The following is a 19,633-nucleotide window of genomic DNA, read 5'->3' as shown; positions in this document are numbered from 1 at the left end:
GCCTCCAGTTCACAAGTCTCTCGATCACGTGTTCGATCGAGCACATGTTCGAAGTTAGATCACGTGTTCGAACAACGCAAGTGGCGCGCCCAAGAATTTTCGAGCGCCGACACGCGTCACAAACGAGATCGAACAGATGTTTGAAGTAGTGGTGCCAGAGGGACTAATGTGATGGCATGACCACGCAGAAGACAGGCACCGGATCAGGCGGTTCGAAGAAGAGCCGCGTCCGCGAGCTCCCCGACGGGCCGCCGGACGCGACCGGGCTCACGCCGCGTCAGCAGCGCATCCTCGCGCACCTGCGCGACAGCATCGAACAGCGCGGCTACCCGCCCAGCATGCGCGAGATCGGCGCCGCGGTCGGGCTGACCAGCACCAGCAGCGTCGCCCACCAGCTCCGCGCGTTGGAGCAGCGTGGTCTGATCCGCAAGGACCCGAAGCGACCCCGCGCCCTCGAGGTGTTCCTCCCCGAGGTGATGGCTCACCGCAAGGCCATGTCCGGCGAGGAGCCCGAGACGACGATCGCCTCCGAGGCCGCCGTCGACCCCAACCCCGACGCCACGATGGTCCCCCTGGTCGGGCGGATCGCGGCCGGTGGCCCGATCCTGGCCGAGGAGACGTCGAGCCAGCAGAGCGTCGAGGACGTCTTCCCGCTGCCCAAGCAGCTGGTCGGCAACGGCGACCTCTTCCTGCTCTCGGTCTCCGGTGACTCGATGGTCGACGCCGCCATCTGCGACGGCGACTTCGTGGTCGTGCGCCAGCAGCCGACCGCGGAGAACGGCGAGATCGTGGCCGCGCTGATCGACGGCGAGGCGACCGTCAAGACGCTCTCCCGCAAGGACGGCAAGGTGTGGCTGCTGCCGCACAACGCTGCGTACGAGCCGATCGACGGCACCCACGCGACGATCCTCGGCAAGGTGACGGCTGTTCTGCGTAGCCTCTGAGACCTGAATACTGCGTGAGATCCAGCCGCCGGCCCATACGGGACCGGCGGCTGCGTCGTCTCCTGCAGCGCCCGGCGTCGCCATCACGTCTCGCGGCCCGGATAGGCGTTTCACCGGTGTAGGGTCGGCCCTCTGCGCTTAGACTGCCCTGGTCTGCCTTCCCGAACGTCTGGTATCTCATGCGAAACATTGCCCGCCGGATCAACCGCAAACAACGCTCCCTCGTCCTGATCGCAGGCATGGTCGTAGCCACGTTCGCGGCCACCATGCCCGCAACCGGGTCGACCCCGGCGGGGTCGGTGATGACCGGCGGTGAGACCGGCGTCGAGCAGCCGGTGACGGAGAAGACGGCCCGCGAGGCGCTCGCCGCGGCCAAGAAGGTCAAGCGCAACCAGTCGGTGCGTGGCACCCGGCAGGTCGTGCCCGGCCGGCACGTCGCCGGCCGACCCGACGCGACGATCGCGCTGGCCGACCTGTGGAACGCCAAGGACGCTCTGGACGGCCCCAACCAGGTGGCGGCGCGCGAGCTGCTCGCCCGCCCCCGCGCAGCCACCCAGACCTGCAGCCACGCGGTCTGCGTCCACTACACCCCCGGCAAGGGTGGCGACAAGGCGTCCGTGGCCTACGCGAACCAGGTCCGCGACGTGGTCACGAAGGTCCACAACATCTACGTGAAGGCGGGCTACCGCAAGCCCGCGGCCGACAAGTCGGTCACCCCGGGCAAGGTCGACATCTACCTGGAGAACCTCTACGACGAGGGCTACTACGGCTACTGCGCGCCCGAGACGAAGGTCTCCAAGACCGCCGCGACCGCCTACTGCGTGCTGGACAACGACTACGCCACCAGCGAGTACGGCTCCATGAACACGCCCACGGAGAACCTCCGCGTGACGGCTGCTCATGAGTACTTCCACGCGGTCCAGTTCGCCTACGACGCCGGCGAGGACCGCTGGATGATGGAGTCCACCGCGACCTGGGTCGAGGACGAGGTCTACGACAGCATCAACGACAACCGGCAATACCTGGCCTACGGCCAGCTCGAGGACCAGCGCAAGCCGCTCGACAACTCCAACGTCTCCAACCTCGGCATCTACGGCAACTGGATCTTCTTCCGCTATCTCTCCGAGCGTTTCACCAGGAAGCGCGGTGACCTGCCGGCAGTGGTCCTCGACGTCTGGAACCGGGCCCCGTCGACCCACTCCACCCTCGCCATCCGCCGGGCGCTCGCCGCTCGCGGCACCACCCTCAAGGCGCAGTACGCCCGCTTCGCCGCCGCCAACCTGGCCCCCAGGAAGACCTACAGCGAGGGCCGCGCCTACTACGCGCCGGTCTACGACGGCCGCAAGGCACTGCCCGCGAAGCGGCAGACGGTCAGCGGCAAGTTCACCCTCAAGCACCTGACGTACGCCTCGCAGCGCCTCGTCCCGAAGAAGGTCGGCAAGGGCTGGAAGCTGCGGGTGAAGGTCGACGTGGCCCGCCCCAACGCCAACGCCGCCGTGGTCAGCATCTTCCGCACCGACGGCACCCGGGGCGTCTACTACCTCAAGCCCAACCGCGACGGCATCGCCACAAAGACCATCAAGGGCTTCTCCTCCAAGCGGATCCGCAAGGTCGAGGTCACCTTCGTCAACGCGAGCAGCAACTTCAAGTGCGGCAAGGGCACCGCGTTCTCCTGCCGCGGTGTCGCCTCGCCCGACAAGGCCACCCACCGCTGGTGGGCGAAGACCTACCGCTGACGCACAAACTCACGCCGAGTCGGCTCGTTCTGACGAGCCGACTCGGCGTGAGTTCTGGTCTGGACGAGCCGATACCGCTGGCTCAGGCAGAGGCCAGCTCGGAGAGCCGCTTGAGAGCCTTGCGGACGACATCGGGGTCGGTGGTGGCCCACATCGGCGGCAGGCTCGCCTTGAGGAACCCGCCGTAGCGGGCGGTCGCCAGGCGAGCGTCGAGCACGGCCACGACGCCACGATCGGTGGTGGTGCGGATCAGCCGGCCGGCCCCCTGCGCCAACAGCAGCGCCGCGTGGGTGGCGGCGACCTGCATGAACCCGTTGCCACCGGCCTTGTCGGCCGCCTGCTGCCGGGCCGACATCAGCGGGTCGTCGGGCCGCGGGAACGGGATCCGGTCGATGATCACGAGCTGGCAGGTGTCGCCGGGCACGTCGAGGCCCTGCCACAGCGACAGCGTCCCGAACAGCACCGTATGCGGGTCGGCGACGAACTGCGCGGCGAGCTCGGGCAGCTGGGCGTCACCCTGGGCCAGGGTGGTCAGGTGAGGCAGCTTCTGGCGCACGACCTCGGCGGCCGCCTCGGCGGCACGGCGTGAGGAGAAGAGCCCGAGCGTACGCCCGTCCGCGGCGTCGACCAGGTCGACGATCTCGTCCATGGTCTTGGCGCCCATGCCGTCGCGCCCGGGAGGGGGCAGGTGGCGGGCGACGTACAAGATCCCCTGCCTGCCGTAGTCGAACGGGCTGCCGACATCCAGCCCGATCCACGGCAGAACGTCCTCCGTACGCTGCGCCCCGGCACCCAGCTCGGTGCGCTCCTCCGCCTTCAGCCCGAGGGATCCAGCCACGGGGCCGAAGTCGCCGCCGAGCTTGAGGGTCGCCGAGGCGAAGACGACGGTCTTCTCCCGCAGCAGCTTGTCGCGCATCTGCGCCCAGACCTGCAGGGGCGCGACACACAGACGCGGCGGGATCCTGTCGCCGCCCTCGTTGATCCAGATGACGTCGGACTCGGCGGCAGCAGCCATCCGCTCGGCAGTGGTGAAGACCTCCTGCAGGCCACCCTTGGCCTGCTGGAAGCCGGGGTCGGCCCCTTCGGAGTCCTTCGGCTTGGGGAGCGCCGAGATCGCTGAGCGAGCAGCGTCACGCACGAGCACCAAGGCGTCCGAGACGACCTCGGGCAGCGTGATCAGCCGCCCAGGTGAGGTCTCGTTGATCGCTGCCCGGAGCGCGTCGGAGGCGTCGGCCAGGTCGTCGGCCTCGGAGCCGTCGATGTGTTTCTGGGCCCGTCGGGCGGCCCGCTCCACCTCGGCCGCGGTCAGCTCGTCGGTCGCCGCCTGGGTCACGCGCGCAACCAGCTCGTGGGCCTCGTCGATCACCACGGCGTCGTACTCTGGGATCATCGGCACCCCCTCGATCGCGTCGATCGCGAGCAGCGAGTGGTTGGTGACGATCAGATGGCTCTTCTGAGCCTTCTCACGAGCGACCTCGGCGAAGCACTCCTCGCCGAAGGGACACTTGGCGGCGCCGAGGCAGTCGCGGTGGTTGACCGAGACCTGGCGCCACTCGCGGTCGGTGTGCCGAGGGGCGGAGTCGCGCTCACCGCTCCCGCCCTTGTCCGCTTCCTTCTCGGCCCAGCTGCGGAGCTCGAGGACCTTCTCCGCCATCGCGCCCAGCGGCACGTCGACCAGGGTGCCCTGGTCGTCGGGAGCACCCTCGCGCACGCGGTGGAGGCAGGCGTAGTTGGAGCGGCCCTTGAGGACGGCGTAGGAGGCGTCGACGCCCGGGCGCGAGCCGATCGCCTTCACCAGACGCGGCAGGTCGCGCTCGACGAGCTGATGCTGCAGCGCCAGCGTCGCGGTGGCCACCACGACCCGGCTGTCGTGGAGCAGCGACGGGACCAGATACGCCAGCGACTTTCCGGTGCCGGTGCCGGCCTCGACCAGCAGGTGCTCCTCGTCGGCGAGCGCCTGCGCCACCGCGTCGGCCATCAGCACCTGACCATCACGGGTGGCCCCGCCGAGGGTCGCGACCGCATCCGCGAGGGCTTCGCGTACGGGCGACTGGGAGACGGTTTCGGTTGCGGTCACTCGGGCAACCTTAGCCGTGCGCGGGGACAGTCTCCGATCGGCTCTCCGCGATCCGCCGGGCGACGATCTCCCCGAACTGCATGTGGCCCGCGACAGTCAGATGGGTGTTGTCCTCGAGCATGGGCAGCTCGAGGTCGAAGACGTTGATGTACGTCACCCCGTACTCCGCCGAGACCCGCCGCATCATCTTGTTGACGACCCTGATGGCCTTGGCGCGCGAGTTCACCTTGGGCGCGCTGAGCACGATGACCTGGTGGTCCTTCAGCTCGTCCAGGGTCTCGCGGAAGCCCTTCTCGACCTCGTCGAGCTCGCTCTTGGAGTCGTTGATGCCGCCCTCGAGCACGACCAGGTCAGCCCCCTGGGCGAGCACGTCAGGAACGCGCTCGGGGAACGAGATCGGACCACACCGCTCCATCAGCCCACGCGAGTAGCCGGTGCCACCGAAGCCGGAGACCCGCACCTCGCCGTCGAGATAGCGCGGCCACGACTGACCTGGGTCGTCCAGCCCGAAGCCAGAGGCCCAGGAGTCGCCGATCACGACGACCTGCTCACCGGCTCCGGTCACCACTGCGGCACGGGCCACCGACTCTGCGGCCAGCCGCGTGCACAGGTCCTGGGTCACCTGCGTCTCGTGCTCCGGCACCTGCCCCGGGAGCACGCCATCGTCCTCGCTGGCACAGCCGGCGAGCGTGGTCACCAGGACAGCACCAGCCAGCGCGCCCACCATGATCGCGCGCGCTGCCCGACGTACCTCTGTCATCCGTGCCCTCTCCAACGACCGACCGTCCCAAGTGTGAGGGACGAGCCTGGCATCACCGATGTCGAAACGCCGAACTCAACGCCTGATCAGCGCCCTGTCGACGTCCCGAGACCGATGCCTGGAGATCAGTGCCCGATGATCAGGCAGAGTACGCGCTGCGCGCGCCTACTCCTTCGCTCGGCACGAACGGACGAGCAAGCTCGCCGCTCGGCCTCGCTCAGTTCGTGTATGCAGCCAGCTCGCCGGCCAGGTCCGCGTTGGCGCGGCCCTTGACGACGGTGCCTTCGGCAGTGTGCTCGAGGTGGTCGATCTCGCCGTGCTGGTGGATCCGGTTGACCAGGTCGCCCCGCTCGTAGGGAACCAGCGCGGTGAACTCCACGCCCGGCTTCGGCAGATCGTTCTCCACCGCGACGATGGCCTTGTCGATGCCCTCTCCGGTCTTGGCCGAGACCGCGACCGAGTGGGGCTCGGCACGCTGCAGCCTGGCGACCACCAGCGGGTCGGCGATGTCGGCCTTGTTGATCACGACCAGCTCAGGCACCTCGCTGGCGCCGATCTCGGCGAAAACCTCCCGCACCGCGGCCAGCTGACCCTCGGGATCCGGGTGGGAGCCGTCGACCACGTGCACGACCAGATCGGCGTCGGCGACCTCCTCCAGCGTGGACCGGAAGGCCTCGACGAGCTGGTGGGGCAGGTGGCGCACGAAGCCGACGGTGTCGGACATCGTGTAGACGCGGCCGTCGTCCGTGGTCGTCTTGCGGGTGGTCGGGTCGAGGGTCGCGAAGAGGGCGTCCTCGACGAGCACGCCGGCACCGGTGAGCCGGTTGAGCAGCGACGACTTGCCGGCGTTGGTGTAGCCGGCGATCGCGACCGCCGGAATGTGGTGACGCTTGCGGTCGGCACGCTTGGTGTCGCGAGTGCCCTTCATCGCCTTCAGCTCACGGTTGAGCTTGGCGATCTTGGTGTTGATCCGGCGACGGTCGGTCTCGATCTTCGTCTCACCGGGACCACGGCCACCGATACCGGCACCACCGGCGACCCGTCCACCGGCCTGGCGCGACAGGTTGCCACCCCAACCACGAAGCCGCTGCTTCATGTAGCTGAGCTGGGCGAGTTCCACCTGCGCCTGGCCCTCACGCGACTTCGCGTGCTGGGCGAAGATGTCGAGGATCAGCGCGGTCCGGTCGACGACCTTGACGCCGGTGCGGTCCTCGAGGTTCCTGAGCTGGCTCGGCGCCAGCTCGCCGTCGGCGATCACGGTGTCGGCGCCGGTCGCGGCAACGATCTCCTTGAGCGCCTCGACCTTGCCCCGTCCGATGTACGTCGCAGGGTCCGGCGCCTGGCGACGCTGGTAGATCGCCTCCAGCACCTCGGAGCCCGCCGTTTCGGCGAGCAGCGCGAGCTCGGCGAGGGAGTTCTCGGCGTCCGTCTGGGTGCCGCCGGCCCACACGCCCACGAGCACCACTCGCTCCAGCCGCAGCTGGCGGTATTCGACCTCGGTGATGTCCTCGAGCTCGGTGCGCAGGCTGGCGACACGCTTGAGCGCGTGTCGCTCGGCGAGCTCCATCGCACCGACGGTCGGGTCGGTCTCGGGATCCTCGTCTACGTAGCCCGACTCGCTGTATCCAATTTCTGGGGTGTCATCGAGCGCGTCCCAGTCCTCGGTGGCCTCGAGCTCGTCAGCGAGTGAGAAGTCGTGTGCGTTGTTCGTCATATACCAACAAGGATACGGCGCCGCACCACCCGGGGGACAATGCTTATCCGGCAGGCCGGCTCTGGCCGGATCCTCAGCGCTGATCGAGAGCCTCTCGCAGGACGGTCCCGACCTCCTCCGGCCGCTCGGCGACGTACGCAGCCCCGCCGGTCGCGTCGGAGATCGCCCGCAGCGCGCCCATGTCGGCGTCGGCAGTGATGCCGATCCCCAGGACCCGGACCGGCCGCAGTGGGTCGGAGGCGGCTTCCAGCTGATCGATGAGCTCTGTCAGGTCGAACGAGTCCGGATCGTCGTTGGTGCCGTCGGTGAAGATCAGCACGCTGTTGGACGCGAGCGGGTCGTAGGAGGCGACTGCGGCCCGGTACGCCGCGAGCGCGCTGTCGTGCAGGGCGGTGCCGCCGCCGGTGCGTGCCGTGAGCCCGGCGATCTCCCCCGTCAGCTGCGCGCGCTGGTTCTTCGCGGCCAGCTGGCGGGTCGGGACGAGCACGGCGTGGTCGCCGCCGAGCTCGCCCTCGGTCTTCTCGGAGAAGGCCCACAGCCCCAGCGCGGCGCCACCGGGGAGGAGCTCGACGGCCTCGGACACCGCCGCCTGAGTGAGCCCGAGGCGGGTCGTATCGCTACCGAGAGCAGCCGGCCAGGCCATCGACCCGGATACGTCCACGACCGCGATCGTCCGGGTGGGCCGCAGCTTGGCGTTCCACTCCGAGGCGGCCTCGGCCACGGCGGCAGAGTCGACCTGGGTGAACGCGCCGACGTTGGGAGACGGCTTGCCGGCTCCGGCGGTGCGGAAACCGGCCTGCGTCAGCGAGGTGTCCGCGGCGCCGCTGTCGAGCACGCGGGCGAAGGCGGTGATCGTGGCGGCGATCGCGTTGCGGCGAGAGGAGTCGGCGGTGATCAGGACCGGGTAGTCGAGGACCACCGTGCCTTCCTTCGGCGCACTGGCCTTCAGCTGCGGCGCGTACGTCGACCACTGCTGCTCGCTGGTCGCGGTCACTCCGCTCAACGCGGTCTGCAGCTCGGCCAGACGCGCGGTATCGGTCGGCGCGGCACCCTCGACGCCGGAGGCGATCCGCTCTGCGTACGGCTCCAGCTTGGCCTGCTTCTGTGACTCCCCCTGGCTGGCGACGACCGTGCCGAGCGCGCTCATCATCCGCTGCGGGTCGCCCATCAGCAGGTCGTCCTCGGTGAATGCCTCGTCGTAGGAGGTGCGGGTGAGGCCGTCGCCGGAGACGAGCACCACCGGCGAGGAGGCCATCGAGGCCCGCAGCGTGACCGGCTCGACGGCCGGCTTGATCCGCTCGAGCCAGAGCGAGGAGTCTGGGATCCACATGTCGGGCAGGTCGCTGCCGACCGCCATCGGCTGGAGGATCTGGTCGGCCTTGGTCGGCTGCACCTCGATCTGTCCGCAGCCGGCTTCCTCGAGGATGTCGCCCACGACGGTCGCCGCCTCGGGCGCCACCGCGACCGTCATCGGCGGGCCCAGGCAGGTCCGGCTGCCACTCGTGGCCGGCTTGCCGTTGGCGACCAGCGCGGTCGCGACCAGGCACGCCGCCAGGACGCCCGCCGCAACTGCGATCACCCCGATCGTCTCCCGCGTGAGCTGCAGCTTTCGGGCAGGCTCGCTCGGTCCCGCCTGCTCGGCGGGCTCCTCGGACTCGATGATCGCGAGCGCCTTCGACGTACTGATGTCCGCCTTATCGGACATGCGAACTCCCCTGGTTCCGACGTCCGCGGAGCGGTTTCAACTGTCCGCGGCTGGCGCACACATTAGCGGTGCGCCAGCCGTCGGGGTACTCCTGCTACTTCGGTGGCATCCGGATGCCGCCGTCGACGCGGATCGTCTCGCCGTTCATGTAGTCGTTGGTCAGGCACTCCACGACCATGCTCGCCAGCTCTGCCGGCACACCGAGCCGGTGCGGGAACAGCACGCTCTCACCGAGCTTGGCCTTGAACGCCTCCGACTCCGGGCCCTCGCCGTAGATCGGGGTGTCGATCAGGCCGGGGGCAACGGTGTTGACCCGGATCCCGACCGCGGCGAGGTCGCGCGCGAGCGGGAGGGTGAGGCCGACGACACCACCCTTGGACGAGGAGTACGACACCTGCCCGATCTGGCCGTCGAAGGCCGCCACGCTGGCCAGGTTGACGATGGCGCCGCGCTGGCCGTTGGCGTCGGGCTCGTTACGGCTGATGTAGGTCGCCGCCTGGCGGCACATGTCGAAGGTGCCGATCAGGTTGATCGCGATGACCTTCTTGTACGCGTCCAGGTCGTGCGCCGACCCGATCTGACCGTCGCGCCCGATGGTGCGCTGTGCCCATCCGATCCCGGCCGAGTTGACCACCGCCTTCAGCGGGGCGATCTCCACAGCCCGCTCCACGGCGTTGGTGATCTGGTCGGTGTCGGTCACATCAACGGGCACGAACAGCCCCTTGATCTCCTCCGCCAGGGCCTCGCCCTTGTCCTTCTGCATGTCCGCGACGATCACCGTCGCACCCTTGGCCGCCAGCGCCCGGGCCGTCGCCGCCCCGATCCCGCTGGCCGCACCCGTCACGATCGCTGTGCTATCAGTCAACTCCATGGGCAGCACCCTAGACGTGACCGCCCTCACGATGGTGAATACCCGTTAACCATCTCGCCGAGACCGTAGAACTGGCGGGCCGAAACTGCACCTTTGGCGAGCCGAAACTGCAGTTCTGGGCGACGAAAGTAGAAATTCGTCGCCCGAAACTACCGACTCGGCGCACCAAAACTACCGACTCGGCACGCCATTTCTACGGTTTCGGCCGAGGAGGGTCAGAGGGTGGTGGTGCCTTCGGCTACCAGGACGGCGGGGCCGGCAAGGAGGACGCGATCGTCGGTCGTCCAGGTGACGTGGAGGGTGCCACCGGGGACGTCGACGCGGTACGTCACATCAGCATCGCGCGCGACCGCGAGACCGTCGGCCTCTGCGGCCGCGACCATCACCGCGCAGGCGCCGGTGCCGCAGGAGCGGGTCTCGCCCGCGCCACGCTCGAAGACGCGCATGGCGACGTGACGCTCGGCGACGCGCTCGAAGAACTCGACGTTGACCCCGTGGGGGTAGACCGCCTCGTCGAAGATCGGGGAGTCGTAGAGGTCGCCGACGGGGCCGTGGGGGTCGAGCGACTCGACCTCGGCGGCGGCGTGCGGGTTGCCCATGTCGACGTTGGCGGCCGGCCAGAAGTGGTGGGCGACGGTGATCTGGGTCGACCCGAGCAGCTTGGGCGAGCCCAGGTCGGCGGTCCACACGTCTCCGGACGCGCGCAGCGTCTTGTCGCCCGCGCGGGTGGCGAAGGTGACCTCGTCGCCGGCGAGCCCGGCAGAACGCAGGTATTCCGCGAAGACCCGGGTGCCGTTGCCGCACATCTCCGCGACAGTGCCGTCGGCGTTGCGGTAGTCCATGAACCACTCGGCATCGCTCGTCGGGCGATCGGAGCCCGAGTAGGCAGCGGTGCGGATCACCCGCAGGATCCCGTCGGCGCCGAGGCCGGCCCGCCGGTCGCACAGCGCCCGGACCCGATCGGCCATCTCCTCCTCGGAGAGCGCGCCGTGCACCGACCCGTCGAGGTCCGGCAGCAGCACGAAGTCGTTCTCCGTACCGTGCCCCTTCACATACGTGTAGGTCATCAGTAGAGGAACTTCGAGTAGGTGTCCGTGCGGTAGTAGTCCTCCATCTCCGCCAGCGTACGCGGGTCGTTCTCGACCTGCTTGGCGATGACGGCGCGCTTGGGGAGGTGGTCGGGGTCCCAGGTCTCCGGGTTCCACAGGCCGGAGCGCAGGAAGGCCTTCGCGCAATGGAAGAAGATGTCGTCGATGTCGACGACCAGGGCGAGGATCGGCCGCTTGCCCTTGACGGCCATCGCGTCGAAGAACGGCGCGTCGGAGACCAGCCGCGCGCGCCCGTTGATCCGCAGCGTGTCACCACGGCCCGGGATCAGGAAGTTGAGGCCGACGTGCGGGTTGGTGAGCACGTTGCGGTAGCCGTCGACGCGCTTGTTGCCCGGTCGCTCGGCGATCGCGATCGTCTTGTCGTCGATGACGTGCACCAGCGACCCGGCCGGGTCCCCCTTGGGCGAGGCATCGCAGTTACCGAACTCGTCCGCGGTCGCCAGCACGCAGAACGGCGTCGCCGCGAGCCACTCCCGGTCGATGTCGAGGAGCGCGGGACGCCCCTTGGTGACGGCCCGCTCGTGCGGGGTGCCGACCAGGTCGACGAGCTGCTCGAGGGTGCTGATCTCAGTCCAGGTAGGGGTCACGGCCCCAGGGTACGAGGCGCAGGCACCGGCGCCGAATCAATTCCCGTCGGCTCAGGCCGACGGCATCTCGCCACGGCGGGCCCGCAGCCACTCGATCGGGTCGCCGTGGTCCACCTCGACCCCGGCCATCCGGAGCATCCCCCGGGCCAGCAGACGCCGATGGGCCGCGTACGTCAGGATGTGGGCGACCACCGATCCCATCTGGAAGCTCTCCGGGGGCTCGCACAGGGCGTCCACGAGCCGATCCTCCCAGCCTCCGCGGCGCTCGATGTCGCGTACGACGGCGAGCCACCGCTCCGCGACCGCGTCGTGACGCTCGGCCAGCTCGGCGATCGGGCCGGGCCCGCGACGGACCGGCATCGAGAGCCCCTCGATGGAGGCCACCCAACACTCCTTGGACCACACCGTGGCTTCCAGGACCTGGATGATCGACTCCTCCGGCCCGTCCCACGCCAGGACCTCGTGGCCCGGCAGCCGGACACCGGTGAGGACCTCCGCGGGCAGGTCTTCGGCCTGGTCGAGCAGGGCCCTGGTGTCGTCGATGTCGTGCATCACCAGCTGCTCGGTCAGCGGCGACAGCACCTGCTCCTGAGAGTCGACCCACAGCGACTCCGGCGGGTGGAAGTGGATGCCGTTCGGCGCCGGCAGCCAGTGGCTCACCGCAGCGGTGCTCGGCGGGTGACCGAAGGCCTTCGCGTACGCCCGCGAGAACCCTTCCACCGACTCGTACCCCGCGGCCCACGCGGCATCGGTCACCGTCCGGCCGTGCTTCAGCTGCCACGCGGCGCGCTCCAGCATCACCCGCCGCCGCATCGCCACCGGCGGCTCGCCCGCACCCCGGGAGAGCAGCCGGTTGAAGTGATAGGGCGAGGTGTAGGCGTCCCCGGCCATCTGCGCCAGCGTGCGCGGCTCGCCGTCATCGGCACCGTCGAGCACCACGTCGAGCAGCTCCCGCAGACGGTCGTGTTCGTGGTCGCTCACGGTCCCACCGCCCGCACCGCCGCGACGGCCTTCTCGAGCCGCGCCGGGTCGTCATAGGAGACCCACACGACCCGCGGGTCCTTGCGGAACCAGGCGTCCTGTCGCCGTGCGAACTGCCGGGTCTTGATGGCGGTCCGCTCCGTGGCGTCCGCCAGTGTCATCTCTCCGGAGAGGTACGCGGCCACCTCCTGATAGCCGATGGCCTTGGCCGCCGTCCGCGACCGCCCCAGCCCCGCCTCCAACAGCCGGGCCACCTCGTCGACGAACCCGGACTCGAACATCTCCGTGACGCGCTGCCGGATGCGTACGTCCAACGCTTCTCGGGAGATGTCGACGCCGATCTGGATGGAGGCGGGGTCGTGGTAGACCTGCTCTGGCAGACGCGCACTGAAGGGCTCGCCGGTCAGCTCGATGACCTCCAGAGCGCGTACGACGCGACGTCCGTTGTCGATCTCGATCCGCTCGGCCGCGACCGGGTCCAGGGCACGCAGACGGTCGTGAAGTGCCTTCTCACCTGCGGTCTCGAGTTCCCTCTCCAGGCGTTCCCGGATCTCGTTCGAGGTCCCGGGGAAGTCGAACCGGTCCAGGATCGCGCGCGTGTAGAGAGCGCTGCCGCCCACCAGGACCGGCGTCCTCCCAGCCTCTCGGAGCGTCGCGATCTGCTCGCGTGCAAGTCTCTGGAAGTCGGCGACGGAGGCCGGCTCGGCGATGTCGAGGAGGTCGAGCAGGTGGTGCGGGATCCCTCTCCGCTCGGCGACCGGAAGCTTCGCCGTGCCGATGTCCATCCCGCGGTAGACCTGCATCGCGTCAGTGTTGATGATCTCGCCGCCGAGGGTCTCGGCGAGGTCCAGGGAGAGCGAGGTCTTCCCTGCTGCGGTGGCGCCGACGACAGCCACGACGGGAATACCCGGCAGGGTAGAAGATCCCATTTCGGGTAGCCCGGACGACCTAGCCGGGTCGCGTGTCCCCCTGTTGCTGCCGTACTCCATGTGACTAGTCTGGCCGCAAGTTGGCTCAAACGGGGAGCCACCGATCCAGAGGGGGAAGTATGAGCTTCTTGGACAAGGCGAAGGATCTCGCCCAGCAGGGCATCGACAAGGTCGGCGGCGCCGACAAGGTCAACGAGGGCCTGGACAAGGCCGGCGAGTTCGCCGACGAGAAGACCGGCGGCAAGTTCACCGACCACATCGACCAGGGCGTCGAGACTGCCAAGAACGAAGCGGAGAAGCTGGACGGCGGCGACAACAGCGCCAACTGATTCTTCGGCGACGCGAGGCGGGGAGCAACCCAGACCGGGTTGCTCCCCGCCTCGCGTTGTGGCGCCATTACACCAACCGGACGTTTCGCGTGAGTTTTCCGAAAGTCTGTTACGGAGCTGTTGCCATCGGTGCCATTACGTGGAACGGTCGAGACGTCTCATTCTCATTGCCTCTACCCAGGGGCGCCGGGGGGCGGAGTGTGCGACGCATGCTCCGATTCCGGTCCAATCACAACTACTCGGAAGTGTGGACCAATATGTCTGAGAACTACGGCACCAGCGACGAGCAGCAGAACTACGGCCAGGAGCGCGACCAGGAGGGCTTCGGCGGCCAGGAGTCCACCGAGGGCTCCTCCTACGGCGGCCAGTCCACGGAGGGCAGCTCCTACGGTGGTGGCGAGCAGTCCGAGGACTCGAGCCAGAGCGGCTTCGCCGGCCAGGAGTCCAACGAGGGCTCCCCCTACGGCGCCCCCTTCGGCTCCGAGGGCGGCCAGAACGAGGGCGGCCAGGAGCAGTCCGAGGGTTCGTACGGCTCGCACGAGGGCTCGGACGAGAGCTCGAACGAGCGCGGCTTCGGCGGCGAGCAGGGCGAGTCGCAGTACTGATCCAGCTCTGCCGATCGCACACAGATCGAGCGCCGGGTCCGCGGGACCCGGCGCTCGACGCGTTTCACAGCCATCTGATCAAGCAGAGATCAGGCAGAGATCAGGCGCGGTACGCCACCCACCCGTCGATCATGCGCTGCACCTGACCCGGCGTGAACTCGTCCATGCACGCGTCCTCGGTGTAGTCCATGAAGTTGTGGATCGGGTCGAGGCCCGGAGCCGTGCAGGTGTCGGATCCCTCCGGGCAACCAAAGGCAGGCGCCGCCTCGGCCGGGGTGTCGGCAACCTGGTCGCCCTTGCCGCGACAGCCACCCTGGAAGGTGTGGTAGAGGTGCAGCCAGTGGCCGACCTCGTGGGTGGCGGTGTCGCCCTCGTCGTACGGCGCCGCAGAGCCGCCCGGGAGCGACTCACCGAGGATGACCACGCCGTCCTGCGACCCGATGTTCTTGGTCGGGAAGGTAGCCCAGCCGAGCAGGCCGTCGTCGATGTCGCCGATGTAGACGTTGAGCGCGTTGTCGCCGCCCTGGCGCAGGGTCGACTTCATCTCCCGCTCGCCGGTCGAGCCGGAGATGATCGGATACCAGGCCGGGTTGATCGTGGTCTCCTGGCCGGCGACCTCGAAGGAGAACGGCGTGTCCGCGTACGCCGCGTTGAGCACGTCGATCTGAGCGTCGATGTTGGCCTGCGGGACGGCACCGGTGGTGGCGTCCTCCTGGATGACGTGGATGTAGGTCGGGATGGTCGTCGGCCCGAGGTTGGCGTTGCCGCCCTTCTTCCCCTTCGCGGCCAGCGCACCGGCGAGTGCCTTCTCCTTGGCCTCGGCCTGCTTCGCGGTCAGGTGGTTCGTGTCGCGGACCTGCTTGGTCCCTTCGGCGACACGGGCCGCACCGGCCTCGTGCGGGTCGAAGCACTCCTCGCTTCCTCCGACCGCCTGCATCGCGCCCGCGGGCGCTGCGGCTGCCAGGCCTGACGCGACGAGCACTCCGAGCGCGCCCATCGCCACTGCTCTGTTGACCAGCTTGGGAATCGACATGGGGGTAATCCCTTCCTGAGACAAGTTGCCTCAGGCTAGAGCAGAAATACCCTGACGGGGAACGGGACTACGAAGAATTTGCTGTCGGAGTAACTGGATTCCGGACGATCAGCCGCACGCCGGAGCGGCCGGCAACGGGGCGGGAACGCCGACAGCGGGCATGCCCAACCCGACCGACGCGGGCTCGGTCTCGGACCGACCCTGGCGCGCCTCCCAGGCGTCACCGGAGCGAGTGCGGCGCACCTCGAGCACGGGGTTGTCGGCGACCAGGTGATGGGGGGCCGCGTAGGTGATCTCGACCTTCACCATGTCGCCGGGACGTACGCCCTCGGCCCCGGCCACGTTGAAGTGGACCAGCCTGTTGTCGGGAGCGCGCCCCGAGAGCCGGTGGGTCTCGGCGTCCTTGCGGCCCTCACCCTCGGCGACCATCAGCTCGAGCGTACGCCCGACGTTCTTCTTGTTCTCCTCGTGCGCGATCTCGTTGACGAGGTCGACGAGGCGCTGATAGCGGTCCTTGACGACCGCGGGAGAGATCTGGTCGGGGAGGTCGGCGGCCGGGGTGCCGGGACGCTTGGAGTACTGGAACGTGAACGCGGAGGAGAACCGCGACTCGCGCACCACGTCGAGGGTGCCTTGGAAGTCCTCCTCGGTCTCCCCCGGGAAGCCGACGATGATGTCGGTGGTGATCGCCGCGTCCGGGATCGCTGCCCGGACGCGCTCGATGATGCCGAGGAACTTACTGGACCGGTAGGAGCGCCGCATCGCCTTCAGCACCCGGTCGGAGCCGGACTGCAACGGCATGTGCAGCGAGGGCATCACGTTGGGCGTCTCGGCCATCGCCTCGATGACGTCGTCGGTGAACTCGGCCGGGTGCGGGCTGGTGAACCGGACCCGCTCCAGCCCCTCGATCTCGCCGCACGCGCGCAGCAGCTTCGAGAAGGCCTGCCGGTCGCCGAACTCGACGCCGTAGGCGTTGACGTTCTGTCCCAGCAGGGTCACCTCGGTGACTCCCTCGGCGACCAGCGCCTCGATCTCGGCGAGGATCTCGCCCGGGCGCCGGTCCTTCTCCTTCCCCCTCAACGCGGGGACGATGCAGAAGGTGCAGGTGTTGTTGCAGCCCACGCTGACCGAGACCCAGGCGGCGTAGGCCGACTCGCGCTTGGTCGGCAGCGTGGACGGGAAGACCTCGAGCGACTCCAGGATCTCGACCTGGGCCTCTTCCTGGATCCGGGCCCGCTCGAGCAGCACCGGGAGCGAGCCGATGTTGTGCGTCCCGAACACCACGTCGACGTACGGCGCCTTCTCGGTGATCGTGGCCCGGTCCTTCTGGGCGAGACAGCCGCCGACCGCGATCTGGAGATCCGGGTTGGCCTGCTTGATCGGAGCCAGGTGGGAGAGGTTTCCGTAGAGCTTGTTGTCCGCGTTCTCCCGGACCGCGCAGGTGTTGAAGACGACCACATCGGCCTGCTCGCCCGCGGTCACCTTCAGATAGCCGGCGTCCTCCAGCAGCCCGGAGAGGCGCTCGGAGTCGTGGACGTTCATCTGGCAGCCGTAGGTGCGGACTTCGTACGTACGGGCCGATGCGGAGGTCGAGGCGGTGGACACGGTCATAGCGTCCTCAAGGGTACGGCGAGGTGGTCCAACGGCAGGAAATCCCGACCAGTTATCTGCTTGTAACCGATACCGGGCACCAATTCATGGATGTGCAATGCAGGATGTGGTTAGGTCTGCGGCATGACCGTGCTTGACACAGAACCCACCAGTGCACCTTCGGGAGACGCCCTGGTGGTGCTCGACCACGTCGACAAGCACTACGGCGACCTGCACGTGCTCCAGGACATCAACCTGGAGATCAAGCGTGGCGAGGTCGTCGTGGTGATCGGGCCCTCGGGCTCGGGGAAGTCGACCCTCTGCCGCGCGATCAACCGGCTGGAGACGATCGACTCCGGGACGATCAAGCTCGACGGCAAGGAGCTGCCCGCGGAGGGCAAGGGCCTGGCCAAGCTGCGCGCCGAGGTCGGGATGGTCTTCCAGAGCTTCAACCTCTTCGCCCACAAGACGATCCTGCAGAACGTCACGCTGGGCCCGATGAAGGTGCGCAAGCTCAAGAAGGCCGAGGCGGAGGCAGAGGCGAAGAAGCTGCTCGACCGCGTCGGCGTCGGCGTCCAGGCGAGCAAGTACCCCGCTCAGCTCTCCGGCGGTCAGCAGCAGCGCGTCGCGATCGCGCGGGCGCTGGCGATGAGGCCGCAGGTGATGCTCTTCGACGAGCCCACCTCCGCGCTCGACCCGGAGATGGTCCAGGAGGTCTTGGACGTCATGGTCAGCCTCGCCAAGGACGGCATGACCATGATCGTGGTGACCCACGAGATGGGCTTCGCGCGCAAGGCGGCCGACCGCGTGGTCTTCATGGCCGACGGGCAGATCGTCGAGTCGAACACCCCGAGCGAGTTCTTCGACAACCCGCAGTCCGATCGCGCCAAGGACTTCCTCGGCAAGATCCTCAAGCACTGAACGTACGTCTCGGGTGAGCCGCTCGGCTCTCGAACCCCGCACCGCACCAAACCCTTAAGATTCCAGAAGGTGGAAACGATGAAGCTCAAGAAGATCGCCGCGGCCGTAGGCGCCATCGCGCTCGCCGGTTCGCTCGCTGCCTGTGGCGGCGACGACTCCGGCTCCGACGCCGGTGGCGAGAAGATCAAGATCGGCATCAAGTTCGACCAGCCGGGGCTCGGCTTCAAGAACGCCGACGGCACCTACTCCGGCTTCGACGTCGACATGGCGACGTACATCGCCGAGGGTCTCGGCTACGAGAAGGACCAGATCGACTGGAAGGAGGCGGTCTCCGCCAACCGCGAGACCTTCCTCAAGGACGGCTCGGTCGACATGATCCTGGCGACCTACTCGATCACGGACGAGCGCAAGGCCGAGGTCGACTTCGGCGGTCCTTACTACGTCGCCGGCCAGGACCTCCTGATCCGCGCCGACGACAACTCGATCACGGGCCCGGACGACATGAAGGGCAAGAAGATCTGCTCCGTCACCGGCTCCACCTCGGCCCAGAAGGTCAAGGACGAGTACGGCGCCGTGCCGCAGGAGTTCGACTCCTACAGCAAGTGCATCACCGCCCTTCAGGGTGGCCAGATCGACGCGCTGACCACCGACGACATCATCCTCGCGGGCTACTCCGAGCAGTTCCCCGGTGAGTTCAAGATCGTCGGCCAGCCCTTCTCCGAGGAGAACTACGGCGTCGGCCTGCCCAAGGGCAGCAAGGACCGCGACAAGGTCAACGACCTGATCGAGAAGTCCTTCGAGGACGGCGCCTGGGAGAAGGCGTTCAACGACAACCTCGGCAACTCCGGCTACGAACTGCCGGAGCCGCCGACGGTCGACCGCTACTGAGCGAAGCGCTCAGCCAGACCCGACTCGGCGGATTCTGACCCGTTCCTCGCGAAGCGAGCAACAGGGTCCGGATCCGCCGAATCGGGGTGAGCCACAAGTCGGACCACCAAAGAACCGAAAGTACCCAATGGACCTCTTCTCCGAGTATGGGTCGGCCATCCTCGAAGCGTTCGGGCTGACCTTCAGACTCGCTGTCTTCAGCGGCGTCTTCTCGCTCCTGCTCGGCGTCGTGCTCGCCGTGTTCCGGGTCTCCCCGGTGCCAGTTCTCCGCTGGGTCGGCTCCGCCGTCGTCTACACGTTCCGCAACACCCCGCTGACGCTGGTGATGTTCTTCGCGCTCTTCGGGCTCTTCTACCAGCTCAAGCTGGGCGCGAACCAGGACGATCCGCTCAACGAGCAGAACTTCCAGCTCGCGGTCCTGGCGCTCTCGATCTACACCTCGACGTTCGTCTGTGAGGTCCTGCGCTCGGGGATCAACACCGTGCCGCTCGGCCAGGCCGAGGCGGCTCGGGCGATCGGCCTCACCTTCTCCCAGAACCTCCGGCTGGTCGTCCTTCCGCAGGCGCTTCGATCGGTGCTCAACCCACTGGCCAGTGTCATGATCGCGATGATCAAGAACACCACGGTCGCCGTCACCATCGGCGTCGTCACGGCCACGGGCGTCAACGAGGCGTCCGGTCAGATGCGGACGATGATGGAGAACGAGGCCGACCAGATCGTGCTGATCTTCATCATCTTCTCGATCGGCTTCATGATCATGACCCTTCCGGTCGGCTTCCTCGCCGGTTGGGCATCCAAGAAATTCGCGGTGATCCGATGAATTCCCCATTCGAATGCTCGCTTCGCTCCGCTTC

General features: G+C 68.2%; 18 protein-coding genes. 7 read left to right on the top strand and 11 right to left on the bottom strand.

Annotation, left to right across the window (positions count from 1 at the left end; genetic code table 11):
- Window positions 1–176 precede the first annotated feature (176 nt).
- Window positions 177–944, top strand: coding sequence for a transcriptional repressor LexA (gene lexA / locus ABZZ22_RS01365; RefSeq protein WP_354926044.1), 768 nt, complete (start codon window positions 177–179; stop codon window positions 942–944).
- A 179-nt stretch (window positions 945–1,123) separates the two neighbouring features.
- A complete protein-coding gene (locus ABZZ22_RS01360; RefSeq protein WP_354926042.1) occupies window positions 1,124–2,680 on the top strand; it encodes an MXAN_6640 family putative metalloprotease in 1,557 nt (518 codons plus the stop codon).
- Between the two features lie 82 nt (window positions 2,681–2,762).
- Here the strand turns inward: ABZZ22_RS01360 and ABZZ22_RS01355 are convergent, their stop codons facing one another.
- From ABZZ22_RS01355 to miaA, 9 genes are all read right to left on the bottom strand, one after another.
- Window positions 2,763–4,757, bottom strand: a complete 1,995-nt coding sequence (locus ABZZ22_RS01355; RefSeq protein ID WP_354926040.1) for an ATP-dependent DNA helicase — start codon at window positions 4,755–4,757, stop codon at window positions 2,763–2,765.
- Window positions 4,758–4,767: 10 nt separating this feature from the next.
- On the bottom strand, window positions 4,768–5,517 hold the full coding sequence (locus ABZZ22_RS01350; RefSeq protein ID WP_354926038.1) for an SGNH/GDSL hydrolase family protein: 750 nt from the start codon (window positions 5,515–5,517) through the stop codon (window positions 4,768–4,770).
- Window positions 5,518–5,734: 217 nt separating this feature from the next.
- A complete protein-coding gene (gene hflX / locus ABZZ22_RS01345) occupies window positions 5,735–7,231 on the bottom strand; it encodes a GTPase HflX (RefSeq protein ID WP_354926036.1) in 1,497 nt (498 codons plus the stop codon).
- A 73-nt stretch (window positions 7,232–7,304) separates the two neighbouring features.
- Window positions 7,305–8,936, bottom strand: coding sequence for a VWA domain-containing protein (locus ABZZ22_RS01340; RefSeq protein WP_354926034.1), 1,632 nt, complete (start codon window positions 8,934–8,936; stop codon window positions 7,305–7,307).
- A gap of 94 nt (window positions 8,937–9,030) precedes the next feature.
- Window positions 9,031–9,807, bottom strand: a complete 777-nt coding sequence (locus ABZZ22_RS01335) for an SDR family NAD(P)-dependent oxidoreductase (RefSeq protein WP_141791712.1) — start codon at window positions 9,805–9,807, stop codon at window positions 9,031–9,033.
- Between the two features lie 215 nt (window positions 9,808–10,022).
- Window positions 10,023–10,874, bottom strand: coding sequence for a diaminopimelate epimerase (dapF, locus tag ABZZ22_RS01330; RefSeq protein ID WP_354926032.1), 852 nt, complete (start codon window positions 10,872–10,874; stop codon window positions 10,023–10,025).
- A complete protein-coding gene (locus tag ABZZ22_RS01325; RefSeq protein WP_354926030.1) occupies window positions 10,874–11,503 on the bottom strand; it encodes a pyridoxamine 5'-phosphate oxidase family protein in 630 nt (209 codons plus the stop codon). The genes dapF and ABZZ22_RS01325 overlap by 1 nt, the downstream gene beginning before the upstream one ends.
- A 51-nt stretch (window positions 11,504–11,554) precedes the next feature.
- On the bottom strand, window positions 11,555–12,484 hold the full coding sequence (locus ABZZ22_RS01320; protein WP_354926028.1) for a helix-turn-helix domain-containing protein: 930 nt from the start codon (window positions 12,482–12,484) through the stop codon (window positions 11,555–11,557).
- Window positions 12,481–13,413 carry a tRNA (adenosine(37)-N6)-dimethylallyltransferase MiaA gene (gene miaA / locus ABZZ22_RS01315; protein WP_354926026.1) on the bottom strand — a complete coding sequence of 311 codons (933 nt, stop codon included), beginning with the start codon at window positions 13,411–13,413 and terminating at the stop codon, window positions 12,481–12,483. The genes ABZZ22_RS01320 and miaA overlap by 4 nt, the downstream gene beginning before the upstream one ends.
- Window positions 13,414–13,532: 119 nt before the next feature.
- Here miaA and ABZZ22_RS01310 point away from each other — a divergent pair, with 119 nt between their 5' ends.
- Window positions 13,533–13,742: an antitoxin gene (locus tag ABZZ22_RS01310; RefSeq protein WP_354926024.1), complete on the top strand. Its 210-nt coding sequence runs from the start codon at window positions 13,533–13,535 to the stop codon at window positions 13,740–13,742.
- Window positions 13,743–13,999: 257 nt separating this feature from the next.
- A complete protein-coding gene (locus ABZZ22_RS01305; protein WP_354926022.1) occupies window positions 14,000–14,347 on the top strand; it encodes a hypothetical protein in 348 nt (115 codons plus the stop codon).
- A 100-nt stretch (window positions 14,348–14,447) separates the two neighbouring features.
- On the opposite strand, the gene ABZZ22_RS01300 is transcribed toward ABZZ22_RS01305, so the two are convergent.
- Both ABZZ22_RS01300 and miaB read right to left on the bottom strand, forming a co-directional pair.
- Window positions 14,448–15,380: a zinc metalloprotease gene (locus tag ABZZ22_RS01300; protein ID WP_354926020.1), complete on the bottom strand. Its 933-nt coding sequence runs from the start codon at window positions 15,378–15,380 to the stop codon at window positions 14,448–14,450.
- A 108-nt stretch (window positions 15,381–15,488) separates the two neighbouring features.
- A complete protein-coding gene (gene miaB / locus ABZZ22_RS01295) occupies window positions 15,489–16,991 on the bottom strand; it encodes a tRNA (N6-isopentenyl adenosine(37)-C2)-methylthiotransferase MiaB (RefSeq protein WP_354926018.1) in 1,503 nt (500 codons plus the stop codon).
- A 171-nt stretch (window positions 16,992–17,162) separates the two neighbouring features.
- Between miaB and ABZZ22_RS01290 the strand changes: the two genes are divergently transcribed.
- The 3 genes from ABZZ22_RS01290 (at window position 17,163) to ABZZ22_RS01280 (ending at window position 19,599) form a co-directional block, all read left to right on the top strand.
- Window positions 17,163–17,891: an amino acid ABC transporter ATP-binding protein gene (locus tag ABZZ22_RS01290; protein WP_354926270.1), complete on the top strand. Its 729-nt coding sequence runs from the start codon at window positions 17,163–17,165 to the stop codon at window positions 17,889–17,891.
- A gap of 78 nt (window positions 17,892–17,969) precedes the next feature.
- Complete coding sequence (locus ABZZ22_RS01285; protein ID WP_354926016.1) at window positions 17,970–18,779, top strand: glutamate ABC transporter substrate-binding protein; 810 nt, start codon at window positions 17,970–17,972, stop codon at window positions 18,777–18,779.
- Window positions 18,780–18,906: 127 nt separating this feature from the next.
- Entirely contained in the window at window positions 18,907–19,599 is a 693-nt protein-coding gene (locus ABZZ22_RS01280) for an amino acid ABC transporter permease (protein WP_354926014.1), read from the top strand.
- Window positions 19,600–19,633: the final 34 nt, after the last annotated feature.

This window comes from Nocardioides sp. NPDC006273 (assembly GCF_040613495.1).
In the GTDB taxonomy this organism is placed as follows: domain Bacteria; phylum Actinomycetota; class Actinomycetes; order Propionibacteriales; family Nocardioidaceae; genus Nocardioides.
The sequence above is the reverse complement of the archived record's forward strand: the minus strand, read 5'-3'. Positions and strand labels throughout refer to the sequence as shown.

What these genes read in the sequence shown, in the direction of transcription:
- lexA (WP_354926044.1), top strand. Translation starts at nt 177, where the DNA reads ATGACCACGCAGAAGACAGGCACCGGATCAGGCGGTTCGAAGAAGAGC.
- ABZZ22_RS01360 (WP_354926042.1), top strand. Translation starts at nt 1,124, where the DNA reads ATGCGAAACATTGCCCGCCGGATCAACCGCAAACAACGCTCCCTCGTC.
- ABZZ22_RS01350 (WP_354926038.1), bottom strand. Translation starts at nt 5,517, where the DNA reads ATGACAGAGGTACGTCGGGCAGCGCGCGCGATCATGGTGGGCGCGCTG.
- hflX (WP_354926036.1), bottom strand. Translation starts at nt 7,231, where the DNA reads ATGACGAACAACGCACACGACTTCTCACTCGCTGACGAGCTCGAGGCC.
- ABZZ22_RS01340 (WP_354926034.1), bottom strand. Translation starts at nt 8,936, where the DNA reads ATGTCCGATAAGGCGGACATCAGTACGTCGAAGGCGCTCGCGATCATC.
- ABZZ22_RS01335 (WP_141791712.1), bottom strand. Translation starts at nt 9,807, where the DNA reads ATGGAGTTGACTGATAGCACAGCGATCGTGACGGGTGCGGCCAGCGGG.
- dapF (WP_354926032.1), bottom strand. Translation starts at nt 10,874, where the DNA reads ATGACCTACACGTATGTGAAGGGGCACGGTACGGAGAACGACTTCGTG.
- miaA (WP_354926026.1), bottom strand. Translation starts at nt 13,413, where the DNA reads ATGGGATCTTCTACCCTGCCGGGTATTCCCGTCGTGGCTGTCGTCGGC.
- ABZZ22_RS01310 (WP_354926024.1), top strand. Translation starts at nt 13,533, where the DNA reads ATGAGCTTCTTGGACAAGGCGAAGGATCTCGCCCAGCAGGGCATCGAC.
- ABZZ22_RS01305 (WP_354926022.1), top strand. Translation starts at nt 14,000, where the DNA reads ATGTCTGAGAACTACGGCACCAGCGACGAGCAGCAGAACTACGGCCAG.
- ABZZ22_RS01300 (WP_354926020.1), bottom strand. Translation starts at nt 15,380, where the DNA reads ATGTCGATTCCCAAGCTGGTCAACAGAGCAGTGGCGATGGGCGCGCTC.
- miaB (WP_354926018.1), bottom strand. Translation starts at nt 16,991, where the DNA reads ATGACCGTGTCCACCGCCTCGACCTCCGCATCGGCCCGTACGTACGAA.
- ABZZ22_RS01285 (WP_354926016.1), top strand. Translation starts at nt 17,970, where the DNA reads ATGAAGCTCAAGAAGATCGCCGCGGCCGTAGGCGCCATCGCGCTCGCC.
- ABZZ22_RS01280 (WP_354926014.1), top strand. Translation starts at nt 18,907, where the DNA reads ATGGACCTCTTCTCCGAGTATGGGTCGGCCATCCTCGAAGCGTTCGGG.